Genomic DNA, 19,217 nt, shown 5'->3' with positions numbered 1-19,217 from the left:
CAGCCTGCCCGGGTACGACGGGGGGGGCCACGGTTGCCCGTGGCCCCCGCCGTCGGTGGGTCTAGTTGGTGGCCGGCTTGAGGCAGAGCACCCGGTTGGTGCCGTCCCCGGGCAGCACCACGTGCGGCTGGGCCGGATCGGCGCACTTGTCCTTCGCGTCCACCTTGGAGACCACGGTGAACGCGCCTGCGTCGCCGCAGTCCGCCGCCGAGGCGCCCTGGCCGGACTGCTTGACGCAGGTGCCGACCGCCGGGTCGAAGCCGGGCGCGTCGTCCCCGCCGAACTTGCCCAGCAGCATCAGCAGGCCGAGCGGCACCGCCAGGATGAGTACCGCGGCGACCAGCACCGCGGCCAGCACCCGGCCGTTGCGTACCTTCGGCGCGGGCGGCTCCGCCTTCGGCTCGGCGTCCGGCTTGAACGCGTCGAACCGGCCCTGGTCCGACTCGGCGGACTCCTGGCCCCACGACGGCGTGGGCTGCTGGGGCGCCGGTGGGAAGGCCGGCGGGAAGCCGCCACCCGGTGCCGGCTCGCTGGCCGGGCCGCCGAAGCCCGGACCGCCGAAGCTCTGGCCGCCGAAACCCGGCGTGCCGTTCACTGTGGCGGTGCCAGCGGCCGGCGAACCGGGGCCGTCGAACCGGTCGGCCGGGCGCTCGGCACCGGCGTGCGGCCGGACACCGTTCACCGGCCGGTTGTTGCCCGGCGCGTCGACGAACGACGGCACACCGGGCGGGAACGCAGCCGGGACGGACCCGGCCTGCGCGGGCTCACCGAACCCGTTCGGCGCCGACGGACCCCGGTCGTCGAAGCGGGGCTCGGCCGCCGGCTCGCCGCCCCAGTTGAGGCCACCCTGCCGTTCCGGCCCGTTCTGCCAGTCCGGGGCGGCCTGGCGGTCCGGGCCGTTCTGCCAGTCGGGCGCACCCTGGCGCTCGGGCCCGTTCTGCCAGTCGGGCGCTCCCTGGCGGTCCGGGCCGTTCTGCCAGTCGGGCGCTCCCTGGCGCTCGGGCCCGTTCTGCCAGTCGGGCGCACCCTGGCGCTCGGGGCTGGTCTGCCAGTCGGGCGCACCCTGGCGTTCGGGGCCCGGGTCGACCTGGAACGCCTCCGGGGCTGACTGCTCCGGCTGCTCCTCGGCCTCGGATCGGGCCGGTCGGCCGTACACCCGGGGCTGTGGCGAGGACGTGGCGGCAGGGCGCATCGCCTGGTCGGCCGGGGGCATCACCCGGCTGGCCAGCGGCACCGAGGCGCTCGCGGAGGCCCGGCCCGCCGCGCCGGCCGCCGACTCGGCCTCCGGCACCGGTACGACCGCGCGGCCCGCTCCAGATTCCGGGGAGGTACGCGGGGCGGGCACGACTGCGCCACCGGACGAAGGCTCCTCGGTGTGGCCCCAACCGGCCGGTTCCGCCTCGTACTGTGCGGGGGCCTCCGGGGTCTCCCGCTCGGCGTATGCCGGCTGCTCGGGGACCGGGGCGTACGGGGCCTGCGGCGCGTAGTCGGCCGGCGGGGCGGCGGCCAGGCTGGCACCCGGCACACGCTGCTCCTGCGGGGGCAGCGGCACCGCGTTGGCCGGCGAGATGCCCGGCGCGGGACCGGGCTGGTAGGCCGGTGCCTGGTCGGCCTGGGGCTGCTCCCAGCCACCGCGGGACTGGGCCGAGGCTTCCGCCTCGGCGCGACCCCACACCTCACCGGGTGCCCACGGCTGGGCTTCCGGAACGCTGGCGCTGCCCTGGGCGGCGTTGTTGTCCGGGGATGGGGAAGCGGTCCAGGCGGGAACCCCGTCGCTGCCGGGCACGCTGGCGCTGGCCCGGGCCGAGGTGCCGGCCGGCTGCTCCGGTGGGGTCCAGCCCGTCGCTGCCGGCTGGTCGGACGGCTGGTCCTGCGCCGGAATCACCCAGTCCGGCTGCGGGCGGCCGGCGTCGCCACCCCAGGCGGCGGGCTGCGCGGCCTGGTCCTGCTGGCCGTCAGCGCCGTCACCCCAACCACCGGGCTGTGCCTGCTGCTGGGCGGCCCAACCACCGGACCGGGCCGGGTCATCCTGGCCGGGCCAGTTCGCCGCCGGTGCCGGCACCTGAGCCGCGCCACGTGCCGCAGCAGCAGGCTCGGCCTGCCCCCACCCGGGAGCCGGCTGCTCGGTCTGCTCGGCAGCCTGGCCCCAGGCCTGGGGTGACTGCTCAGCAGGCGTCCACACAGGCTGGTCGTCCCGACCGGCGGAACCGGTTGCCCAGCCGCCCGAGGCGGCCGGGTCGTCCTGCGAAGGGGTGCCGGACCAGCCGGCGGCCTGCGTCGACTCGGGTTGCTGCGGCTCGGCACCGCGCCAGTCACCGGCGGGCGGGCTGGCCTGTGCGGCCGCGCCCCATCCGCCGGAGCGGGACGGGTCGTCCTGCTGGGTGTCGGTGCTCCAGCCGCCGGAGCGCGCGGGGTCGTCCTGGGCCGGCCAGGCGGCGGTGGCCGGCGGCACCTGCGCGGCGCCCCGTACGGCCGGCTGGGCCTGCGCCCAGTCGGGCTGCTCGGTGGCGGCGGTCCAACTGGGACCGCTCTGCTCGGGTGGCGTCCAGCCCTGCTGCTGCGTCGTCCACGGGGCGGGCTGCGCCTGCTCCGGTGCGCCACCGCCGGTGGCCCAGGCGGGCTGCGCCGGCTCGGCGGCCTGCGGCGCGGGGGCGGCACCCCAGGCGGGGGTCGGCGGCTGCTCGGACTGGGCAGCCCAGGCCGGGGCTGGCGGGGTCGACCGCGCCGGTGGCGGGGGTGCCCAGCCCAGATCGGGGCCGGCGGCGTTGTAACCGTTGTCCGGCTGCGCCGGACGGTCGCCGTACGACGCCGGTACGCCGGCGCCCGGTGACACCTCGTCCGGCTCCTGGCCGGTGCGGTGCGGGCCCTCGGACGTCATGGGTGCGCCTCCTCCATCACATGTCGGCCGCTGGTGCCGATCATCTCCTCGGCATGGCTGCCGGCGTCGCCGGCGTACGGCCGTGCCGGCTCCCCGCACCGTATCCGGTTGCCGCTCGGGGCGTCCAAGGAGCACCGGTCGTCACTCCGCGTTGCCGGTCGGTGTCGAGCAGCTTCTATCGGCTCAGCCTGTGCCGGGCCGAGGGGCGGCGACCGAAGCCCACCGTACCGGGCGCTGCGGCGGGGCGGAATCCCGGTGCCAAGGGGTGGGGAAACGCCGATGGCCCACCCGGTGGGCCGGGCGGGCCATCGATCTGGAGGAGAAGAGGAATGTCGTGGAGCGTCAGCTCATGTGACGCTGGGCGATGACGAGGAGTTCCTCGCGGACCGCCGGCGAGTTCGCGGAGCGCAGCGCGTGCTCGATGGCACGGGCGCGGCGGGTGGCGTCGCGGTGGTTGCGGATTCGCTCGATCATGCTCATTGGTGGGTCCCCCTAGCTATTCGGTTGTCAGCCCCTGATGTGTCTATTCAACCGCAGAACCCGGCCAACTTCCATCGATTATTAGGTGAGCTGAGACACCTGCCTAACAATCGAAGGTCCAGAGGCTAGTTGGCCTACGGTTTCGTCGCCCAACGGACACGGCCGGTGTGCCGGGTGTTAACCCGTGGCACACCGGCCGTGGCTGGCGTTCGGACGGTCAGGTCCAAGCGAGCAGCGCCGCCTCCGGATCGCTGAGGAAGTCGCCGATGTCGCGCAGGAACTTCGAGCCCAGCTCGCCGTCGATGATCCGGTGGTCGAAGCTCAGCCCCAGCGTGGTGACCTGACGCGCCTTGACCTTGCCCTTGTGCACCCAGGGCATCTCGCGCACCGCGCCGAAGGCCAGGATCGCCGACTCGCCCGGGGGCAGGATCGGCGTACCGGTGTCCACCCCGAACACCCCGACGTTGGTGATCGTCAGGGTGCCGCCGGACATGTCGGCCGGCGAGGTGCGGCCGGACTTCGCGGTCTGCACCAGGTCGGTCAGCGCGTCCGCCAGTTCCCGCAGCGAGAGCCGGCCGGCGTCCTTGACGTTCGGCACGATCAGGCCGCGCTCGGTGGCCGCCGCGATGCCGAGGTTGACGTACTCCTTGACCACGATCTCGTCGCCGGCCCAGGTCGAGTTGACCATCGGGTGCCGCTGGACCGCCAGGAGCACGGCCTTCGCGACCAGCAGCAGTGGCGACACGCGAACGTCGCGCCACTCCCGCCGACCGCGCAGCCGGTCCAGAGCCTTCATCGCCCGGGTCACGTCGACGGTCAGGAACTCCGTCACGTGCGGGGCGGTGAACGCCGAGCGGGACATGTTCTCGGCGGTGAGCTTGCGTACCCCCTTGACCGGAATGCGCTGCTCGCGGTCCGCGCCGAAGCTCGCGGCGCTGGTGGCCACCGCCGTGGCGGTGACCGCCACGGCACCGCTCGCCGCCCGCTGCACGTCCTCCCGGGTGATCGAGCCCAACGGCCCCGATCCGGTCAGCGTGCCCAGGTCGACGCTGAGATCCTTGGCGAGCTTGCGCACGGGCGGCTTGGCCAGCACCAGTCCGCCGTTCGTCGCGCCGCCCCGGCCGTTGCCGGCCGGAGCCGGAGTCGGCGCCACCACGGGCGTCGGCTGCGGTGCCGGTGCGACCGGTGCCGGCGCCGCCGCGGCCTGCGTCGGGACCGCGCCCTTGCGGGGACGGCGCTTCGCGGCGGTGGTACGCGGGCCGTAGCCGACCAGCACGGCGGTACGCCCACCCGGAGCGGCACCACCGATCAGACCGGGCTCGACCATGCCCTCGGCTGGTGCCACCTCCACCGCCGCCAGCGAGGCCGCCGACGGGGTGGGCAGGTCGCCGTCCGGTGTGGCCGTGGTCGACGGCGCGTCGATCGGGCCGGCGCCCGGGTCGGTGTCGATCGCGATGATCGGCGAACCGACCTCCACGGTCGTGCCTTCCGGGTGGAAGATCTGGTGCACCTGGCCGGCCCACTTCGCCGGGATCTCCACGGCCGCCTTGGCCGTCTCCACCTCGACGATCGGCTGGTTCAGCTCGATGGTGTCGCCGACCTTGACGAGCCAGGCCAGGATCTCGCCCTCGGTCAGCCCTTCGCCCAGGTCGGGCAGGTTGAACGTCTTGATCCGGGACATGTCGCTCACCAGCCGTAGGTGCGGTCGACGGCGTCGAGCACCCGGTCGAGGTCGGGCAGGTACTCCTCCTCGACCCGGGCGGCCGGGTAGGGGGTGTCGAAGCCGGTCACCCGCAGCACCGGTGACTCCAGGGAGTAGAAGCACTCCTCGGTGATCCGTGCGGCGAGCTCGGCACCGAGGCCGATGTTGGACGGCGCCTCGTGCACCACCACGGCTCGGCCGGTGCGCTTCACCGACTCGTAGGCGGCCGTCAGGTCCAGCGGGGAGAGTGAGCGCAGGTCGATGACCTCCAGCTCCCGGCCGTCCTCGGCGGCGGCGGTCGCCGCGTCCAGGCAGGTCCGCACCATCGGCCCGTAGGCCAGCACGGTGACGTCCGTGCCGGGCCGGACCACCCGCGCCGAGTGCAGCGGGTACGCCTCCGACACCGACGCGTCCAGGTCGACCTGCCCCTTCTCCCAGTAGCGCCGCTTGGGCTCCAGGAAGACGATCGGGTCGTCCGAGGCGATGGCCTGCTGGATCATCACGTACGCGTCCTGCGGGTTGGAGCAGGTGACCACCTTCAGGCCGGCGGTGTGCGCGAAGTACGCCTCCGGCGACTCGGAGTGGTGCTCCACCGCGCCGATGCCGCCGCCGTAGGGGATCCGGATCACGATCGGGACGCGCAGCTTGCCGCCCGAGCGGTAGTGCATCTTCGCCACCTGCGACACGATCTGGTCGTACGCGGGGTAGACGAAGCCGTCGAACTGGATCTCGCAGACCGGCCGGAAGCCGCGGATGGCCAGGCCGACCGCGGTGCCGATGATGCCGGACTCGGCCAGCGGGGTGTCGATCACCCGCTGGTCGCCGAAGTCCTTCTGGAGCCCGTCGGTGATCCGGAAGACGCCGCCGAGCTTGCCGACGTCCTCGCCCATGATGATGACCTTGGGGTCGTTCTCCAGGGAGCGGCGCAGGCCGGTGTTGAGGGCCTTGCCGAGGGTGAGCGTCTCCGTGGCCATCAGTGGGCGCTCCCCTCGAACGACTCCATGTAGCGGCTGAACTGCGCGCGCTGCTCGTCGAGCAGCGGAGACCCGTTCGGGTAGACGTGGTCGAACATCGTCACCGGCTCCGGGTTGGGCATGGCGAGCACCCGCTCGCGCAGGTGCACCGACTCGCGGCGGGCCTGCTCGTCGACCTCGGCGAAGAAGCCCGCGTCGGCGATCTGCTGCTTCTCCAGGAAGACCTTGACCCGGGCGATCGGGTCCTTGGCCTGCCACGCCTCGACCTCACTGGCGATCCGGTAGCGGGTCGGGTCGTCGGAGGTGGTGTGCGCGCCCATCCGGTAGGTGTACGCCTCGATCAGGCTCGGGCCCTGCCCGTGCCGGGCGTTGTCCAGCGCGTGCCGGGTGACCGCGTACGAGGCCAGCACGTCGTTGCCGTCCACCCGTACGCCGGGGAAGCCGAAGCCGGCGGCCCGCCGGTAGAGCGGGACGCGGGTCTGCCGCTCCAGTGGCTCGGAGATCGCGTACTGGTTGTTCTGGCAGAAGAAGACGAGCGGGGCGTTGAACACGCTCGCCCAGACGAACGCCTCGTTCACGTCGCCCTGGCTGGTGGCGCCGTCGCCGAAGTAGGCGATGGCCGCCTCGCCGTCGTCGGTGCCGGTCTTGCCGTCCATGGTGATTCCCATGGCGTAGCCGGTCGCGTGCAGGGTCTGCGCACCGATGACGATCGTGTACATGTTGAACTTGAACTCGTTCGGGTCCCAGCCGCCCTGGTCGACGCCGCGGAAGAGACCGAGCGGCATGATCGGGTCGATGCCCCGGCAGTAGAGGACGCCGTGCTCCCGGTACGTCGGGAAGGCCATGTCCTGCGTCCGCAGCGCCCGCCCGGAGCCGACCTGGGCGGCCTCCTGGCCGAGCAGGCTGGCCCACAGGCCCAGCTCGCCCTGGCGCTGGAGAGCGGTCGCCTCGGCGTCCAGCTTGCGGACCAGCACGAGATCGCGGTAGAGCCCGCGGTACTCCTCGTCGGTGAAGTCGACGCGGTACTCGGTGCCGTCCGACCCGGTGACGCTGTCGATCCGCTCGCCCTCGGGGGTGAGGAGCTGCACCAGCTCGGGATCGCCGACCGCGCCCTTCTTGGAACGGGGTGCCGCGCGCCTGGCGCGGGTGGTGCCCCCGGGGTCGCCCTTTGCCATCCGTCTCTCCCTGTCGTGTCTGCGTCGGCACCGGGGGGTTACCCGGCCGCGCAACTCGTGCGCCTGTCCGGCTGCTGCCGGACCGGTTCCTGGCGGCCGCGCCTAGCCCCGGTGGGGGTTGCCGCGCGGCGTGAGCCGGATTCTGGCCGAACCCGGTTCGGGAGCGCCGGCGCTCAACCGCGCCTGCCGCGAGGGTGCGCGGAGGTCACGGCTGCGTTGCCGTCGTGCTCCATATTCGCAGAGCTGGTGAGCGCGCCCACAGTACGCCCGCCCCCCGTTCCGACCGCCCCCTGTTTGGCGACCTTTGTCGCCATCCTGCCCCGGCGAGACCACCGACCGTCCAGTGGCGATTCGTCACCGTTCGGTCACCTCCGCGTGTCGACACGCGGTGGAGGTTGGCTGACGGACGGTAACTGGGTGAGGCTGATTCCCGCAGGATCGCGCCGTACGAGTGATTTGCCGGTGTTCTCCAGCCGGTGGCGTCCTTCCAGGGCCTGCCGAGGGCCGACGACAAGGGGTGTGCCGTGCACGAGCCAGGTGATGGTCCCGGCGCACCCACGCTCGGCCGGCACCGGTCGGCCGCCGGCTACCGGCGCGTCGTCGGTGCGCACCGCGCGTACGGCGTGGGTGGCCCGTCGCGCGGTTACCTGCTCACCGTCGCCCTGTTGGCTGGCACCGCGTCGATGCCCATCCTCGCCGCGATCAGCGCGGGCTCGGCCACCCCGGGCAGCACCGCGCTGCCGGACAGCAGCATCCCGTTCATCCCCACCCCGTCGGTGGGTCCGGTGGTGATTCCGATGCCGATGACCAGCCAGCCTGCCCTCCCGCCGCCCGGCACGCCCAGCGTCGGCCCGACGGCGACCCCCGGCTGGCTGCCCGAGCCCTCGCGTACTCCGGACCGGTCGGTCCCCGGGCCGGTCGTCTGGGACCCGGCACCGGCCAGGTGGGTGGAACCGCCGCCGCCGGTGGCCCGGCCGACCTGGGGCGTTCCGCCGACAACCTCCGCGCCGAGTCCGTCGCCGGTGCCGTCGCCGACCGACCCGCCGACCGAGACACCAGACCCGACCCCGAGCCCGACCCCCAGCCCGACATCGACTCCGGAGCCGACGTCGACTCCGACCGCTGAGCCGACCAGCACCCTGTCCGAGCCGGCCACCACACCGCCGCCGCCCGCCACCCCCGCTTCACCGTCCGGCCGGCCGAGCCCGAGCAGCCCGCCCTCCGTCACCACCCGGCCCAGCCCGACCGCTCCGTCACCCACAGCGGGCCCGTCGACCCCCACGGCCAGCCCGTCGCCGCTGCCCGGTCCGACGCACTCCACCGGGTCGCCAGCGGTACGGTGACCATCAGGCGCGACCGACCCGGTGCCGGCGCTGTTCGGTGGTAGGCGCGTACCGGAGGGGGTGGCGTGGGCGGCGGTGCGGAACCCCGCCCGGTCATCGCCCGGCCCGGGCCGGCGCTACGGGTCGCCCGGCTGGTCACCGAGCTGACCGCGCCGGCCGTGCTGGTGTCACTGCTGATGGTCGCGGTGAGCTGGCACACCTCCCGGGGCGCCGGTCACGGCCTGGCCTGGGGCCTGCTCGCCACACTCTTCGTCACCGGCATTCCGTTCGCCTACATCGTCGGCGGCGTACGCCGTGGCCGCTTCACCGACCACCACATCGGCCGGCGGGAGCAGCGCCGCGTGCCGTTGCTGGTCGGCGTCGGCTCGGTCGCCGCCGGACTGGCCCTGCTCGTCGTGCTCGGTGCGCCCCGCCCGCTGCTGGCACTGGCCGTGGCCGGGCTGGTCGGCCTGGTGGTCACGGTGGGGGTGAGCCACTGGTGGAAGATGTCGATCCACTCGGCGGTGGCCGCCGGCTCGCTGGTCATCCTGGCATTCACCTTCGGACCTCGGCTGCTGGTCGCCGCTCCGCTGCTGGCGGTGGTCGGCTGGTCCCGGGTGCGGCTGCAGGACCACACCGTGCCGCAGGTACTGGCCGGCGGAGTGCTCGGTGCCCTGATCGCCGGAGTGATCTTCGGGCTGCTGCGTTAGCGCAGTGAGCAAGGGCTGAGCGTGATCGGACCTCACTGGGAGGGCCGGGAGGGCCGGGCGGCCTGATGCCGCCCGGCCCGTGCCGTCAGGCGCCGTCGTCGGCGAGGCGGTGCCGGTTGGCCTCGATCCAGGCGTCCAGCGCGGCCGGGTCGTCCGGATCCACGCCGTCGGCCATCAGCTGGGCCACCGCGGCGGTGGCCGGGCTGCGCCGCTCACCGGTCGAATAGAGGCGGGCGAACTCCGGCACCATCTCCTCGATCGCCTCGTCGGTCCGCGTCGCCGCCGCCTCGGGCAGGCCGCGCTGGCGTGACGCGTACCGCGCCCAGGCGCGCAGCACCCGGGGCAGCATCGCCGCGTCGTCCATGTCCAGCACCGCCCGGCGGTGCACCCAGTCGAGCAGGAAGAGCCCGGCCACCGCGGGGCTCCACCGCATCGGGTCGGCGTCCGGGAAGGTCGCCGAGTGGTCCAGCAACAGGCTCAGGCAGAAGTGCAGAGAGGCCAGCTCCGCGCCGTCCACGGAGTCCAGCCCGAACCGTGCGGCCTCCGGCGCGGCCAGGAAGCGCCGCACCAGATCGGTGCGTTCGGCGGCGGAGAGCGGCTCGACCTCCGCCGGGCCGGTCGGGTGGGCCGCGATGGGCAGCACTGCCAGCCGCGCGCCGACCAGCGCCCGGTCGGTGCCGAGCGAGCCCTCGCCGGGCAGCTCACCCATGTCGTCGGTGACCGCGAGATGACGGGCCACCTCGCCGCGCAGTCGGGCCGGGTCCTCGCTACGGAACCAGGTCAGCTCGTCGTCCGCGCACATCTGCCGGACCTGGTCCAGGATCCGCTCCGCCGGCCCGCCGACGAAGACGTCCTTGGTGATCCCGATGTTGTGATCCACCAGTGCCACCAGCGCGTGCTCGGGACCGCCAGCCGCGTCGTCGTAGGCGAAGGTGGCGAGGTAGGAGGTCTGGTCGCCGTACACGTCGCCGTACGCCCAGCTGCCGGTGAGGTGCACCCGGCCGAGCTGGCCCGTCCAGGCGGGCGCCTGGCTGCCCGGGCGCACCCGCTCGGTGCCCTCGGCGGTCGGGACGAGCGCGGCGAAGACTTGCCGGATGGTGGTCGCCGACGCGACCCGACGGCGGGAGGTGGCGGCGAGGAAACCGGTGACGAACTCCCGTACGGCGGTGTCCCGGTCGGTCTCCGCGATCGCGTAGACGCTGCCCAGCAACGCGCTGCCGAGCATCTCGGCGTCCAGTGCGGTATCCAGCTTGGTCACGTCGCGTGCGGCGTGCAGCACCGCGTCGTAGGGGGTCTGAGGCGTGGCCATGCACCGACCCTACGCCGCTGCGGGGGTACGGAGAGCGCTAGCGAGGCCCGTGGAAGTCAGCGGCGGGCGGCGTCCCGCAGCGCGTCGCGCGCCTGGGCGTACGAGCCGAGCACGATCCGTACCGGGGCGAGCACGTACTCCTCGCCCACCCGGGCGACCTCGGCCGTCAGCCGCTGCTCGGCGCGACTCCGCGCTCGGCGGGCCGCCCACCGCACCGCCGGTCGGGTGAGCGCCGCCACCAGCAGTCCGGCCAGCAGGCCACCGAGCAGCAGCAGGGTGGGCAGTGGCACCTGCCCGACCATCGGGTTGTCCAGCGCGGGTAGGCCGAGCGCCCGCAGCGCGTAGCCGAGCACCAACCAGCCCAGCCCGACCAGAGCGGCCAGGGTGACCAGCCACTGCACGCCACCGACCAGCCGCCACCAGAGCGGTCGCCGACCCAGGCCGAGGTCGGTGCCGGCGATCGCGCGGTCCAGCGCGTCCGGCAGGTCGCCGAGGCGGGATCGTGCGGCGGCGGTGACCGCGGCCGGCCAGGCGGCGGGCAGTTCGGCGGCGGCCCGGTCGGCCACCGCACGGATCGCCAACCCGAGCGCCGAACGCTGGGCCGCCGTCGGATCCGGCACCGAGGTGGCCGCGACCAGGCTCTCCGCCGGATCGGTCGGGCCGTCGGAGGGACCGGGCAGGTGCAGCCGGCGCAGCGGGTCGGGCCGCAGCCGCCGCCATCCCCGGACCACGGGCCAGCCGGTCGCCGCGCCGGCCCGGTGCCGGTACGCCTGCTCCACCGCCTCGGTCACCGCCGACACACCGGCTGCCCCGGCCAGTGCCTTGTTGAGTGCGCCGACGGCGGTGTCGTCCGGTCCACCCGCCGGTCGGGCCGAGCCGACCAACTCGTCCAGCCCGGCGACCACGGTGTCGACGTCACCGGCGAGCCGGCGCAGCGCCGCCTGCCGCTCGGCGACCGTCCGCTCCAGCGCGCTGCGCAGCCCGACCATCCCGGCGGGGTCGATGGCGGTGGTGGCCAGCAGTGGTACGCCGGTCAGCCCGTCCGCGTCGAGCAGCCGGCGCAGGTCGTCGAGCACCCAGGGAAGATCGGCCGGCGGCAGCCGGTCGGCCTGGTTGAGCACGACCAGGGTGACGTCCCGGTGCCGGTGGAACTCGCGCAGGTAGCTGTCGTGGATCACGCGGTCGGCGTACTTCTGCGGGTCGACCACCCAGACCACCTGGTCGACCAGGCCGAGCAGCCGGTCCACCTCCAGCCGGTGGGACCGCTGGACCGAGTCGAAATCGGGCAGGTCGAGCAGGATCAGCCCGTGCAGCGCCGTCTCGTCGTCGGCGTCCAGGGCGCTCTCCCGGACGAAGCGGTGCCGGGGCAGCACACCGATCCAGTCGAGCAGCCGCGTCGCGCCCTCCAGCGGGCCCCAGACGCAGGCGTGCGTGACACCGGTGGTCGGCCGACGCACCCCGACCGGCGACAGCTCCAGCCGGGCCAGCGCGTTGAACAGGCTGGACTTGCCGCTGCCGGTGGCGCCGGCCAGCGCGACCACGGTGTGGTCGCGGGACAGCGCGAGCCGGGTGCCGGCCCGCTCGACCAGGGTGTGCGCGGGCACCAGTTCGGTGTCCGGCAGCAGGCCGTCCGCCGCGGTCAGGAACCGGCGTACCGCCTCCAGGCGGGCGATCAGCGCGTCCGGGTCGACCCGCTGGTCACCACGGAACGCCTCGCGTACCCGGCCGGTGATGTTGGTCACCGCGGATCCTCCTCGTCGGCGGCCAGCGCGGTGTCGCCGTCGCCAGTGGTCAGGCCGCTGCGGTGCCGGGCCAGCTCGACCCGACCGGCGGCCTCGCGCAGGCCGGCGCCGGCGTCCGTGGTGGTGCGGGCGTCGGCGGTACGGGCGAGGAACCGGTCGGCCTCCGCGTCCAGCAGCGTCCGCACCCGGGCCAGCAGGTCGACACGGGCCTTGGCAGCGAGGGTACGCACCGCCTGGTCGCCGAAGATCGCCTGGAGTACGGCCTGCGCGGCGACCGTGGTGCCGGCCCCGGTGGCCAGCTCCAGCCCGGTCGGGATGAACGCGGTGGAGGCGAACACGGCGATCATCACGGCCAGCCCGGTGGCGTTCACCGCGTACGCGGCGGTGCGGGCCACGAACCGCTTGTCGCCGCCCTGCACCCGGACCAGCTCCAGCACGCCACGCTGCCAGTCCCGGACCAGCCGTTCGGCGCGCTCGGGCAGATCCTCGCTCGGGTGGGCGAGCGCCGGGTCGAGCAGACCAGCCCCCGCCGGATGCGCCTTCCACCCGGTGTACGCGGATTCGGCGGCCTCGGAGGCCACCCCGCGCAACAGTGTGACCAACTGCGACTCGATGGCGTTCCGCAACTCGGCAGCGGGTGCCGGCCGCCCGGTGACGGCGGCCACCAGCCGGTCCCGCAGTCGCCCGATCCGTGCCTCCAGGGTGCGGAAGAGCTCGCCGGTGCCGACGAACTCCTGCCACCGGGCGAGCACCTCACCGCGCAGCAGCCGACCGTCCTTCAGGCCCTGCTCGACGGTGCGCTCGGCACCCCGGTACGCCGCCCGGACCCGCTCGTCCAGCCCGTCCGCGGCGGTGACCTGCTCATCGGCGGCGTCGGCCAGCTCCTCGACAGCCGGGTGCAGCGCGGCCAGCGCGCCGTCCAGGGTCTGCCGGACGACCGCCGAGCGGGCGTCGGCGTCGCCGGCCAACCGGGCGAACCAGTCGGACAGCGGCGCGGTGATGCGTTCGGACAGCAGCCCCTGGCCGTCGACCCAGGTCTCCGGCAGTACGAAGAGCGGCGCCCGGCCGAGGCCCTGCGCGGCCAGCATCTCGGCCAGGTGCGCGGCGATCTCGTCGGTGGCCTCGGCGGGCACCCGGTCCAGCACCATGGCGATCACCGCACCCCGGGCCCGGGCGCTGCGCAGCAGCTCCCAGGGCACCGCGTCGGCGTACCGGGCGGCGGTGGTGACGAAGAGCCAGAGGTCGGCGGCGGCCAGCAACTGGCCCGCGAGCGCCCGGTTGGCGTCGACCACCGAGTCGATGTCCGGTGCGTCGAGGAAGGCCAGGCCGGCGGGCAGGGCCGGCGCGGTGACCAGGTGCAGCGAGCGCGGATCTTCGCTGGGCTCGGTGGTCCGGGTCAGCCCGGGCAGCAGGTCACCCTGCCGGAACCAGGCCGCGTCGGCCGGGTTGCAGACCAGCACCGGGGAGCGGGTGGTCGGCCGGAGCACGCCGGCGGCGCTGACCCGGGCCTTGACCAGGCTGTTGACCAGGGTCGACTTGCCCGCGCCGGTGGAGCCGCCGACCACCACGAGCAGCGGGGCGTCGAGCCGGGCGAGGCGGGGCAGGAGGTAGTCGTCGAGCTGGTCGGTGAGGGCGGTGGCGGTGTGCCGGGCCGACTCGGCCGAGGGCAGCGCGAGGGGGTACCGGCTCGCGCCGATCGCGGCCCGGAGGCCCGCCAGCGCGCCGGGGAGGCTGTCGTCCCCGATGGTGGCGGGCGGCTCCTCCGCGGCGTCCGGCGGGCCGGTGCGGGCTGCGACGGCGGGCGCGCCGGAACGGGTGGCGGAATCGCCGGGCGTCGTCACCGCTAAAGCGTGCCCGACCGATGCAAGGGAAGACAACCGGACGGTAATAACGGCTGGGTTGCGTCGGGTCGGCTCAACCCGACTTGACGATTCGCCGAGGCGTGGCACTATTGAGTCCGGTTCACTCAACTTGTGGTGTGGCCCGCTGCGGGCGGAGCCCGCCAGCAGCTCGCGGGCGGTGCCCGCCACCTGCTCAACCTTACGAAGCGAGGAAGCGAAGATGGCACGTGCGGTCGGTATCGACCTCGGCACGACGAACTCCTGCGTCAGCGTTCTCGAGGGCGGTGAGCCCACCGTCATCGCCAACGCTGAGGGCTCGCGGACGACCCCGTCGATCGTCGCGTTCGCCCGTAACGGCGAGGTGCTCGTCGGTGAGGTCGCCAAGCGCCAGGCGGTGACCAACCCGGACCGGACGATCCGGTCGGTCAAGCGCGAGGTCGGCACGAACTGGTCCGTCGACATCGACGGCAAGAAGTACACCCCGCAGGAGATCTCGGCCCGGACGCTGATGAAGCTCAAGCGGGACGCCGAGGCGTACCTGGGCGAGCAGATCACCGACGCGGTGATCACCGTTCCGGCCTATTTCAACGACAGCCAGCGCCAGGCCACCAAGGAGGCCGGTGAGATCGCCGGCTTCAACGTGCTGCGGATCGTCAACGAGCCGACCGCGGCCGCCCTGGCGTACGGGCTGGACAAGGGCTCCAAGGAGCAGACCGTCCTGGTCTTCGACCTCGGTGGCGGCACCTTCGACGTGTCGCTGCTGGAGCTGGCCGAGGGCGTCATCGAGGTCAAGTCGACCAGCGGTGACAACCACCTCGGCGGTGACGACTGGGATCAGCGGATCATCGATCACCTGGTGAAGACCTTCCGCGGCGAGCACGGCATCGACCTGGGTCAGGACAAGATGGCCCTCCAGCGGCTCCGTGAGGCCGCCGAGAAGGCCAAGATCGAGCTGTCCGCCGCCACCACCACCAACATCAACCTGCCGTACATCACGGCCGGCTCGGCCGGCCCGCTGCACCTGGACGTGACGCTCAGCCGCGCCGAGTTCCAGCGGATGACGCAGGACCTGCTGGACCGCTGCAAGGGCCCGTTCGAGCAGGCCGTGAAGGACGCCGGGATCAAGATCTCCGACGTCGAGCACGTCATCCTGGTCGGCGGTTCGACCCGGATGCCCGCCGTGACCGACCTGGTCAAGCAGCTCACCGGTCGCGACCCGAACAAGGGCGTCAACCCGGACGAGGTCGTCGCCGTCGGCGCCGCTCTCCAGGCGGGTGTGCTCAAGGGTGAGGTCAAGGACGTCCTGCTGCTCGACGTGACTCCGCTGAGCCTGGGCATCGAGACCAAGGGCGGCATCTTCACCAAGCTGATCGAGCGCAACACCACCATCCCGACCAAGCGCTCCGAGGTCTTCACCACGGCGGACGACAACCAGCCGTCGGTGCTGATCCAGGTGTTCCAGGGCGAGCGGGAGATCGCGGCCTACAACAAGAAGCTCGGCACCTTCGAGCTGACCGGCCTCCCGCCGGCGCCGCGCGGCGTGCCGCAGATCGAGGTCGCCTTCGACATCGACGCCAACGGCATCGTCAACGTGCACGCCAAGGACCTGGGCACCGGCAAGGAACAGAAGATGACGATCACCGGCGGCTCCTCGCTGCCGAAGGACGACATCGAGCGGATGCGCCGGGACGCCGAGGAGCACGCGGAGGAGGACAAGCGCCGCCGCGACGACGCCGAGACCCGCAACGTGGCCGAGGCGCTCCAGTGGCAGACCGAGAAGTTCCTGGCCGAGAGCGGCGACAAGCTGCCCAGCGAGAACCGGGAGCAGCTCAACGAGGCGCTCGGTGAGCTGCGCGGCGCCCTCGGCGGTCAGGACATCGAGAAGATCAAGTCTGCGCACGAGCGGCTGGCGCAGGTCTCCCAGCAGGCCGGTTCGCTGCTCTACTCGCAGCAGGCCGAGCAGGGTCAGCAGCCGGGCGGCGAGGCCGGCCCGAGTGCCACCGGCGCGACCGGTGCGCAGGCTGGCGGCGCCGACGACGTGGTCGACGCGGAGATCGTGGACGAGGACGGCAAGAAGTGACCGTCGGCCTCCGACACGTATCCACGGCGAAGGGATGAGGTAGCCGCATGACGCAGAGGCCACGAGCCGCCGACCCGGGCGACACCGGGTCGGCGCCGGGTGGCTCCGCGCCCACCGAGCCGGCCACCGGCGACGGGGAGCGGGTCGTCATCCGCAACAACCGCAAGATCAGCGACGACACGGCGGAGCCGGAGGGCGCCGCCGCCGACGCGAGCAGCGACAGTCCGGCCGAGGGCCTGGTCGAGGACGCCGAGATCGTGGTCGACGAGATCGAGGTCGAGGTCGACGCGACAGACGGTCCGCAACCGTCCGGTCCGCCGGTGGTGGACGCGCCGGCGCAGCCGGTGGACGGCAGCACCGGCTCGTCGCTGGGTGCCGAGCTGGAGGCGCTCCGGGCCGAGCTGGACGAGCGGACCCGGGACCTGCAGCGGGTGTCGGCGGAGTACGCCAACTACCGCAAGCGGGTCGATCGGGACCGCAGCCTGGTGCAGGAGCAGGCGACCGGCTCGGTGCTGGCCGCACTGCTGCCGATCCTGGACGACCTGGATCGCGCTCGGGAACACGGCGACCTGGTCGGGCCGTTCGGCACGGTGGCGGAACAGCTCACCACCGCGCTGGGCAAGTTCGGCCTGACCGCCTTCGGCGAGCAGGGCGACCCGTTCGACCCGACCCAGCACGAGGCGGTCGCGCACCAGACCTCGGCGGAGGTCAGCGAGCCGACGTGCGTACAGGTCATGCGGCGCGGCTACCAGCTCGGTGAGCGGCTGTTGCGCCCCGCGCTGGTCGCGGTCGCGGATCCGGAATAGTGCGAAACGGTGACCGGGCCGTTCCGTCCATCGCCTGGCGGTGGGCGGGACGGCCGGGCCACGAAGGTCGGAAGGGGGTGAACCGGTGAGTTCGAAGGACTGGCTCGAGAAGGACTTCTACGCCGTGCTCGGCGTGGACAAGGCCGCCTCCGCGGATGACATCAAGAAGGCGTACCGCAAGCTGGCCCGGGAGTCCCACCCGGATCACAACCCGGGCGATCCCAAGGCCGAGGAGCGGTTCAAGGCCGCGTCCGAGGCGTACAACGTGCTGTCGGACGCCGGCCGTCGCCGGGAGTACGACGAGATGCGCTCGCTGTTCGGCTCGGGTGCGTTCCGGCGCAACGCCCGGGGCGGGGGCCAGCCGGGCGGCATGCCGTTCGACGTCTCCGACATGTTCGGCGGTGGGGCGGCCGGGGGCGGCGACCGTCGCTTCGGCGGTGCGGCCGGCTTCCAGGACCTGTTCAGCTCGATCTTCTCCGGCGGAGCGGCCGGACAGCAGGCCGCGCCGCGCGGCCCGGCCCGGGGCCGGGACGTGGAGACCGAGGTCGCGCTGGACTTCGGCGACGCCGTGCACGGGGTGACGCTGCCGTTGACGCTGCGCGCTCCGGGCGTCTGCGACACCTGCCACGGCAACGGCGCCAAGCCCGGCACCCAGCCGCGTACCTGCCCGGTCTGTCACGGTGCCGGGGTGACCACCCGCGACCAGGGCTCGTTCAGCTTCTCCGAGCCGTGCCGCACCTGCCAGGGCGTCGGCACCGTGGTCGAGGAGAAGTGCCCGGAGTGCCACGGCAGCGGCGGGGTCACCAAGACCCGCACGATGAACGTGCGATTCCCGGCCGGGGTGGCCGACGGTCAGCGGATCCGGCTGGCCGGGCGGGGCGAGCCGGGCGAGCGTGGCGGTCCGGCCGGCGACCTGTTCGTACACGTCAAGGTTCGGCCGGACGAGCTGTTCGGGCGTACCGGCGACGACCTGACGTTGACCGTGCCGGTCACCTACGCGGAGGCCGTGCTCGGCACGGACCTGCGGGTGCCCACGCTCGACGGCGCGGTGACCCTGCGGGTTCCGCCGGGCACGCCGAGCGGTCGGGTGCTTCGGGCCCGGGGCAAGGGTGTGGTCCGCCGCGACGGGCAGGCCGGCGACCTGCTGGTCACGCTCGACGTGGTGGTGCCGGCCCGGTTGTCGGACGAGGCGCGAGCGGCGCTGGAGGCGTACGCCGAGCAGAGTCCGCCGGCGGCGCGGGAACATCTCGACGCACGGGTGCGTCGGTTCAGTTAGTCCGGTGCGATGGACGCGGAGGTGATTGGGATGTCGGGCGAGTTCCTCGGTTCGAGTGACCCTGCCTACGAAGCCAAGGTGCTGATGATCTCGGTCGCGGCACGGATGGCGGGCATGCATCCACAGACCCTGCGCCAGTACGACCGGCTGGGGTTGGTGCAGCCCGGTCGGGCCGCCGGTGGCGGGCGCCGGTACAGCGTCCGTGACGTGGTGCTGCTGCGTGAGGTGCAGCGGCTCAGCCAGGACGACGGTATCAACCTGGCCGGGGTCAAGCGGATCATCGGGCTGGAACGGTTGCTGGAGCAGGCGCAGCAGCGGGTGGCCCGGCTGGAGGCCGAGCTGGACGCCGCGTACCGCCGGGTGGCCGAGCTGGAGTCGCTGGCCCGCTTCCCGGGTCGGGATCTGGTGCCGACCAACCGCACGTCCACCGCGTTGGTCGTGTGGCGGCCCCGGCGGATGCCCGACCGCTGACTCGTCGCTCACCCGGTTCCGATTTCTCGGCCCGGTCCACTCCGGAATTCCGGCGCGGGCCGGGCCGTTTCGGTTAGCCTGTCGATACGGGTTCTATCGGCTTAATTCGGACTACCGGCATGGCGAGGGGGAGCGATGGCGGATCCGGCGAAGAAGGTGGCCCAGCAAACGGAGGACCGGTTGGAAACATTGGCCGACACCGTCCGCGAGAAGTTCGACAAGGTGACCGAGGGAAGCTTCCGGGACCGCATCATCGAAGGGCGGTTCGCCGACCAGGTCGACCACGGTGTCGACCAGGCCCGAGCCGAAACCCAGCGGAAGCAGGACTGACCAACCGGTAACCAACGTGCGGGCCGGGACCCACGGGGGGTCCCGGCCCGTTCGCCACCCCGCCCGCGCCCGCGCCCCGCGCCCGCGCCCGCGCCCCGCGCCCGCGCCCGCGCCCCGCGCC

The 19,217-nt window shown here is 73.5% G+C and carries 15 protein-coding genes; 6 read left to right on the top strand and 9 right to left on the bottom strand.

From position 1 onward, the window contains the following. Positions 1–61: 61 nt before the first annotated feature. From ACFQGL_RS19245 to ACFQGL_RS19220, 6 genes are all read right to left on the bottom strand, one after another. Positions 62–2,878, bottom strand: coding sequence for an LppU/SCO3897 family protein (locus ACFQGL_RS19245; protein WP_377513565.1), 2,817 nt, complete (start codon positions 2,876–2,878; stop codon positions 62–64). Between the two features lie 342 nt (positions 2,879–3,220). Further along, the gene (locus ACFQGL_RS19240) at positions 3,221–3,358 is read right to left on the bottom strand and encodes a hypothetical protein (protein WP_167454674.1); all 138 of its coding nucleotides are present in this window, start codon (positions 3,356–3,358) and stop codon (positions 3,221–3,223) included. A gap of 217 nt (positions 3,359–3,575) precedes the next feature. After that, positions 3,576–5,039: a dihydrolipoamide acetyltransferase family protein gene (locus ACFQGL_RS19235; RefSeq protein ID WP_377513784.1), complete on the bottom strand. Its 1,464-nt coding sequence runs from the start codon at positions 5,037–5,039 to the stop codon at positions 3,576–3,578. Between the two features lie 5 nt (positions 5,040–5,044). Further along, on the bottom strand, positions 5,045–6,034 hold the full coding sequence (locus tag ACFQGL_RS19230) for an alpha-ketoacid dehydrogenase subunit beta (RefSeq protein ID WP_377513564.1): 990 nt from the start codon (positions 6,032–6,034) through the stop codon (positions 5,045–5,047). Continuing rightward, on the bottom strand, positions 6,034–7,209 hold the full coding sequence (gene pdhA, locus ACFQGL_RS19225; RefSeq protein ID WP_377513563.1) for a pyruvate dehydrogenase (acetyl-transferring) E1 component subunit alpha: 1,176 nt from the start codon (positions 7,207–7,209) through the stop codon (positions 6,034–6,036). The genes ACFQGL_RS19230 and pdhA overlap by 1 nt, the downstream gene beginning before the upstream one ends. A 643-nt stretch (positions 7,210–7,852) precedes the next feature. Next, positions 7,853–8,530 (bottom strand): hypothetical protein, encoded by a 678-nt coding sequence (locus ACFQGL_RS19220; RefSeq protein WP_377513562.1) that lies wholly within the window; start codon positions 8,528–8,530, stop codon positions 7,853–7,855. Positions 8,531–8,617: 87 nt separating this feature from the next. On the opposite strand from ACFQGL_RS19220, the gene ACFQGL_RS19215 reads away from it, so the two are divergent. Further along, the gene (locus ACFQGL_RS19215) at positions 8,618–9,241 is read left to right on the top strand and encodes a phosphatase PAP2 family protein (protein WP_377513561.1); all 624 of its coding nucleotides are present in this window, start codon (positions 8,618–8,620) and stop codon (positions 9,239–9,241) included. Between the two features lie 85 nt (positions 9,242–9,326). Here the strand turns inward: ACFQGL_RS19215 and ACFQGL_RS19210 are convergent, their stop codons facing one another. From ACFQGL_RS19210 to ACFQGL_RS19200, 3 genes are read right to left on the bottom strand one after another with little or no spacing between them, the layout of a single operon-like run. Continuing rightward, positions 9,327–10,550: a hypothetical protein gene (locus ACFQGL_RS19210; RefSeq protein WP_377513560.1), complete on the bottom strand. Its 1,224-nt coding sequence runs from the start codon at positions 10,548–10,550 to the stop codon at positions 9,327–9,329. Between the two features lie 56 nt (positions 10,551–10,606). After that, positions 10,607–12,292: a GTPase gene (locus tag ACFQGL_RS19205; protein ID WP_377513559.1), complete on the bottom strand. Its 1,686-nt coding sequence runs from the start codon at positions 12,290–12,292 to the stop codon at positions 10,607–10,609. Continuing rightward, the gene (locus ACFQGL_RS19200) at positions 12,289–14,133 is read right to left on the bottom strand and encodes an ABC transporter (RefSeq protein ID WP_377513558.1); all 1,845 of its coding nucleotides are present in this window, start codon (positions 14,131–14,133) and stop codon (positions 12,289–12,291) included. The genes ACFQGL_RS19205 and ACFQGL_RS19200 overlap by 4 nt, the downstream gene beginning before the upstream one ends. A 220-nt stretch (positions 14,134–14,353) precedes the next feature. Between ACFQGL_RS19200 and dnaK the strand changes: the two genes are divergently transcribed. The 5 genes from dnaK to ACFQGL_RS19175 all read left to right on the top strand — a co-directional run bounded on the left by dnaK (position 14,354) and on the right by ACFQGL_RS19175 (position 19,096). Next, positions 14,354–16,213, top strand: a complete 1,860-nt coding sequence (gene dnaK / locus ACFQGL_RS19195) for a molecular chaperone DnaK (protein WP_377513557.1) — start codon at positions 14,354–14,356, stop codon at positions 16,211–16,213. A gap of 47 nt (positions 16,214–16,260) precedes the next feature. Further along, the gene (gene grpE / locus ACFQGL_RS19190; RefSeq protein WP_377513556.1) at positions 16,261–17,019 is read left to right on the top strand and encodes a nucleotide exchange factor GrpE; all 759 of its coding nucleotides are present in this window, start codon (positions 16,261–16,263) and stop codon (positions 17,017–17,019) included. A gap of 85 nt (positions 17,020–17,104) precedes the next feature. After that, positions 17,105–18,295, top strand: a complete 1,191-nt coding sequence (dnaJ, locus tag ACFQGL_RS19185) for a molecular chaperone DnaJ (RefSeq protein WP_377513555.1) — start codon at positions 17,105–17,107, stop codon at positions 18,293–18,295. 30 nt (positions 18,296–18,325) lie between these two features. Further along, positions 18,326–18,766, top strand: coding sequence for a heat shock protein transcriptional repressor HspR (locus ACFQGL_RS19180; protein ID WP_377513554.1), 441 nt, complete (start codon positions 18,326–18,328; stop codon positions 18,764–18,766). Between the two features lie 135 nt (positions 18,767–18,901). After that, positions 18,902–19,096 (top strand): hypothetical protein, encoded by a 195-nt coding sequence (locus tag ACFQGL_RS19175; RefSeq protein ID WP_377513553.1) that lies wholly within the window; start codon positions 18,902–18,904, stop codon positions 19,094–19,096. Positions 19,097–19,217 lie beyond the last annotated feature (121 nt).

It is taken from the genome of Micromonospora vulcania, from assembly GCF_042658605.1.
In the GTDB taxonomy this organism is placed as follows: domain Bacteria; phylum Actinomycetota; class Actinomycetes; order Mycobacteriales; family Micromonosporaceae; genus Micromonospora; species Micromonospora vulcania.
The sequence above is the reverse complement of the archived record's forward strand: the minus strand, read 5'-3'. Positions and strand labels throughout refer to the sequence as shown.

Bases quoted from the DNA above. Each gene is read 5' to 3' on its own strand.
- ACFQGL_RS19245 (WP_377513565.1), bottom strand. From the start codon at position 2,878: ATGACGTCCGAGGGCCCGCACCGCACCGGCCAGGAGCCGGACGAGGTG.
- ACFQGL_RS19240 (WP_167454674.1), bottom strand. From the start codon at position 3,358: ATGAGCATGATCGAGCGAATCCGCAACCACCGCGACGCCACCCGCCGC.
- ACFQGL_RS19235 (WP_377513784.1), bottom strand. From the start codon at position 5,039: ATGTCCCGGATCAAGACGTTCAACCTGCCCGACCTGGGCGAAGGGCTG.
- ACFQGL_RS19230 (WP_377513564.1), bottom strand. From the start codon at position 6,034: ATGGCCACGGAGACGCTCACCCTCGGCAAGGCCCTCAACACCGGCCTG.
- pdhA (WP_377513563.1), bottom strand. From the start codon at position 7,209: ATGGCAAAGGGCGACCCCGGGGGCACCACCCGCGCCAGGCGCGCGGCA.
- ACFQGL_RS19210 (WP_377513560.1), bottom strand. From the start codon at position 10,550: ATGGCCACGCCTCAGACCCCCTACGACGCGGTGCTGCACGCCGCACGC.
- dnaK (WP_377513557.1), top strand. From the start codon at position 14,354: ATGGCACGTGCGGTCGGTATCGACCTCGGCACGACGAACTCCTGCGTC.
- grpE (WP_377513556.1), top strand. From the start codon at position 16,261: ATGACGCAGAGGCCACGAGCCGCCGACCCGGGCGACACCGGGTCGGCG.
- ACFQGL_RS19180 (WP_377513554.1), top strand. From the start codon at position 18,326: ATGTCGGGCGAGTTCCTCGGTTCGAGTGACCCTGCCTACGAAGCCAAG.
- ACFQGL_RS19175 (WP_377513553.1), top strand. From the start codon at position 18,902: ATGGCGGATCCGGCGAAGAAGGTGGCCCAGCAAACGGAGGACCGGTTG.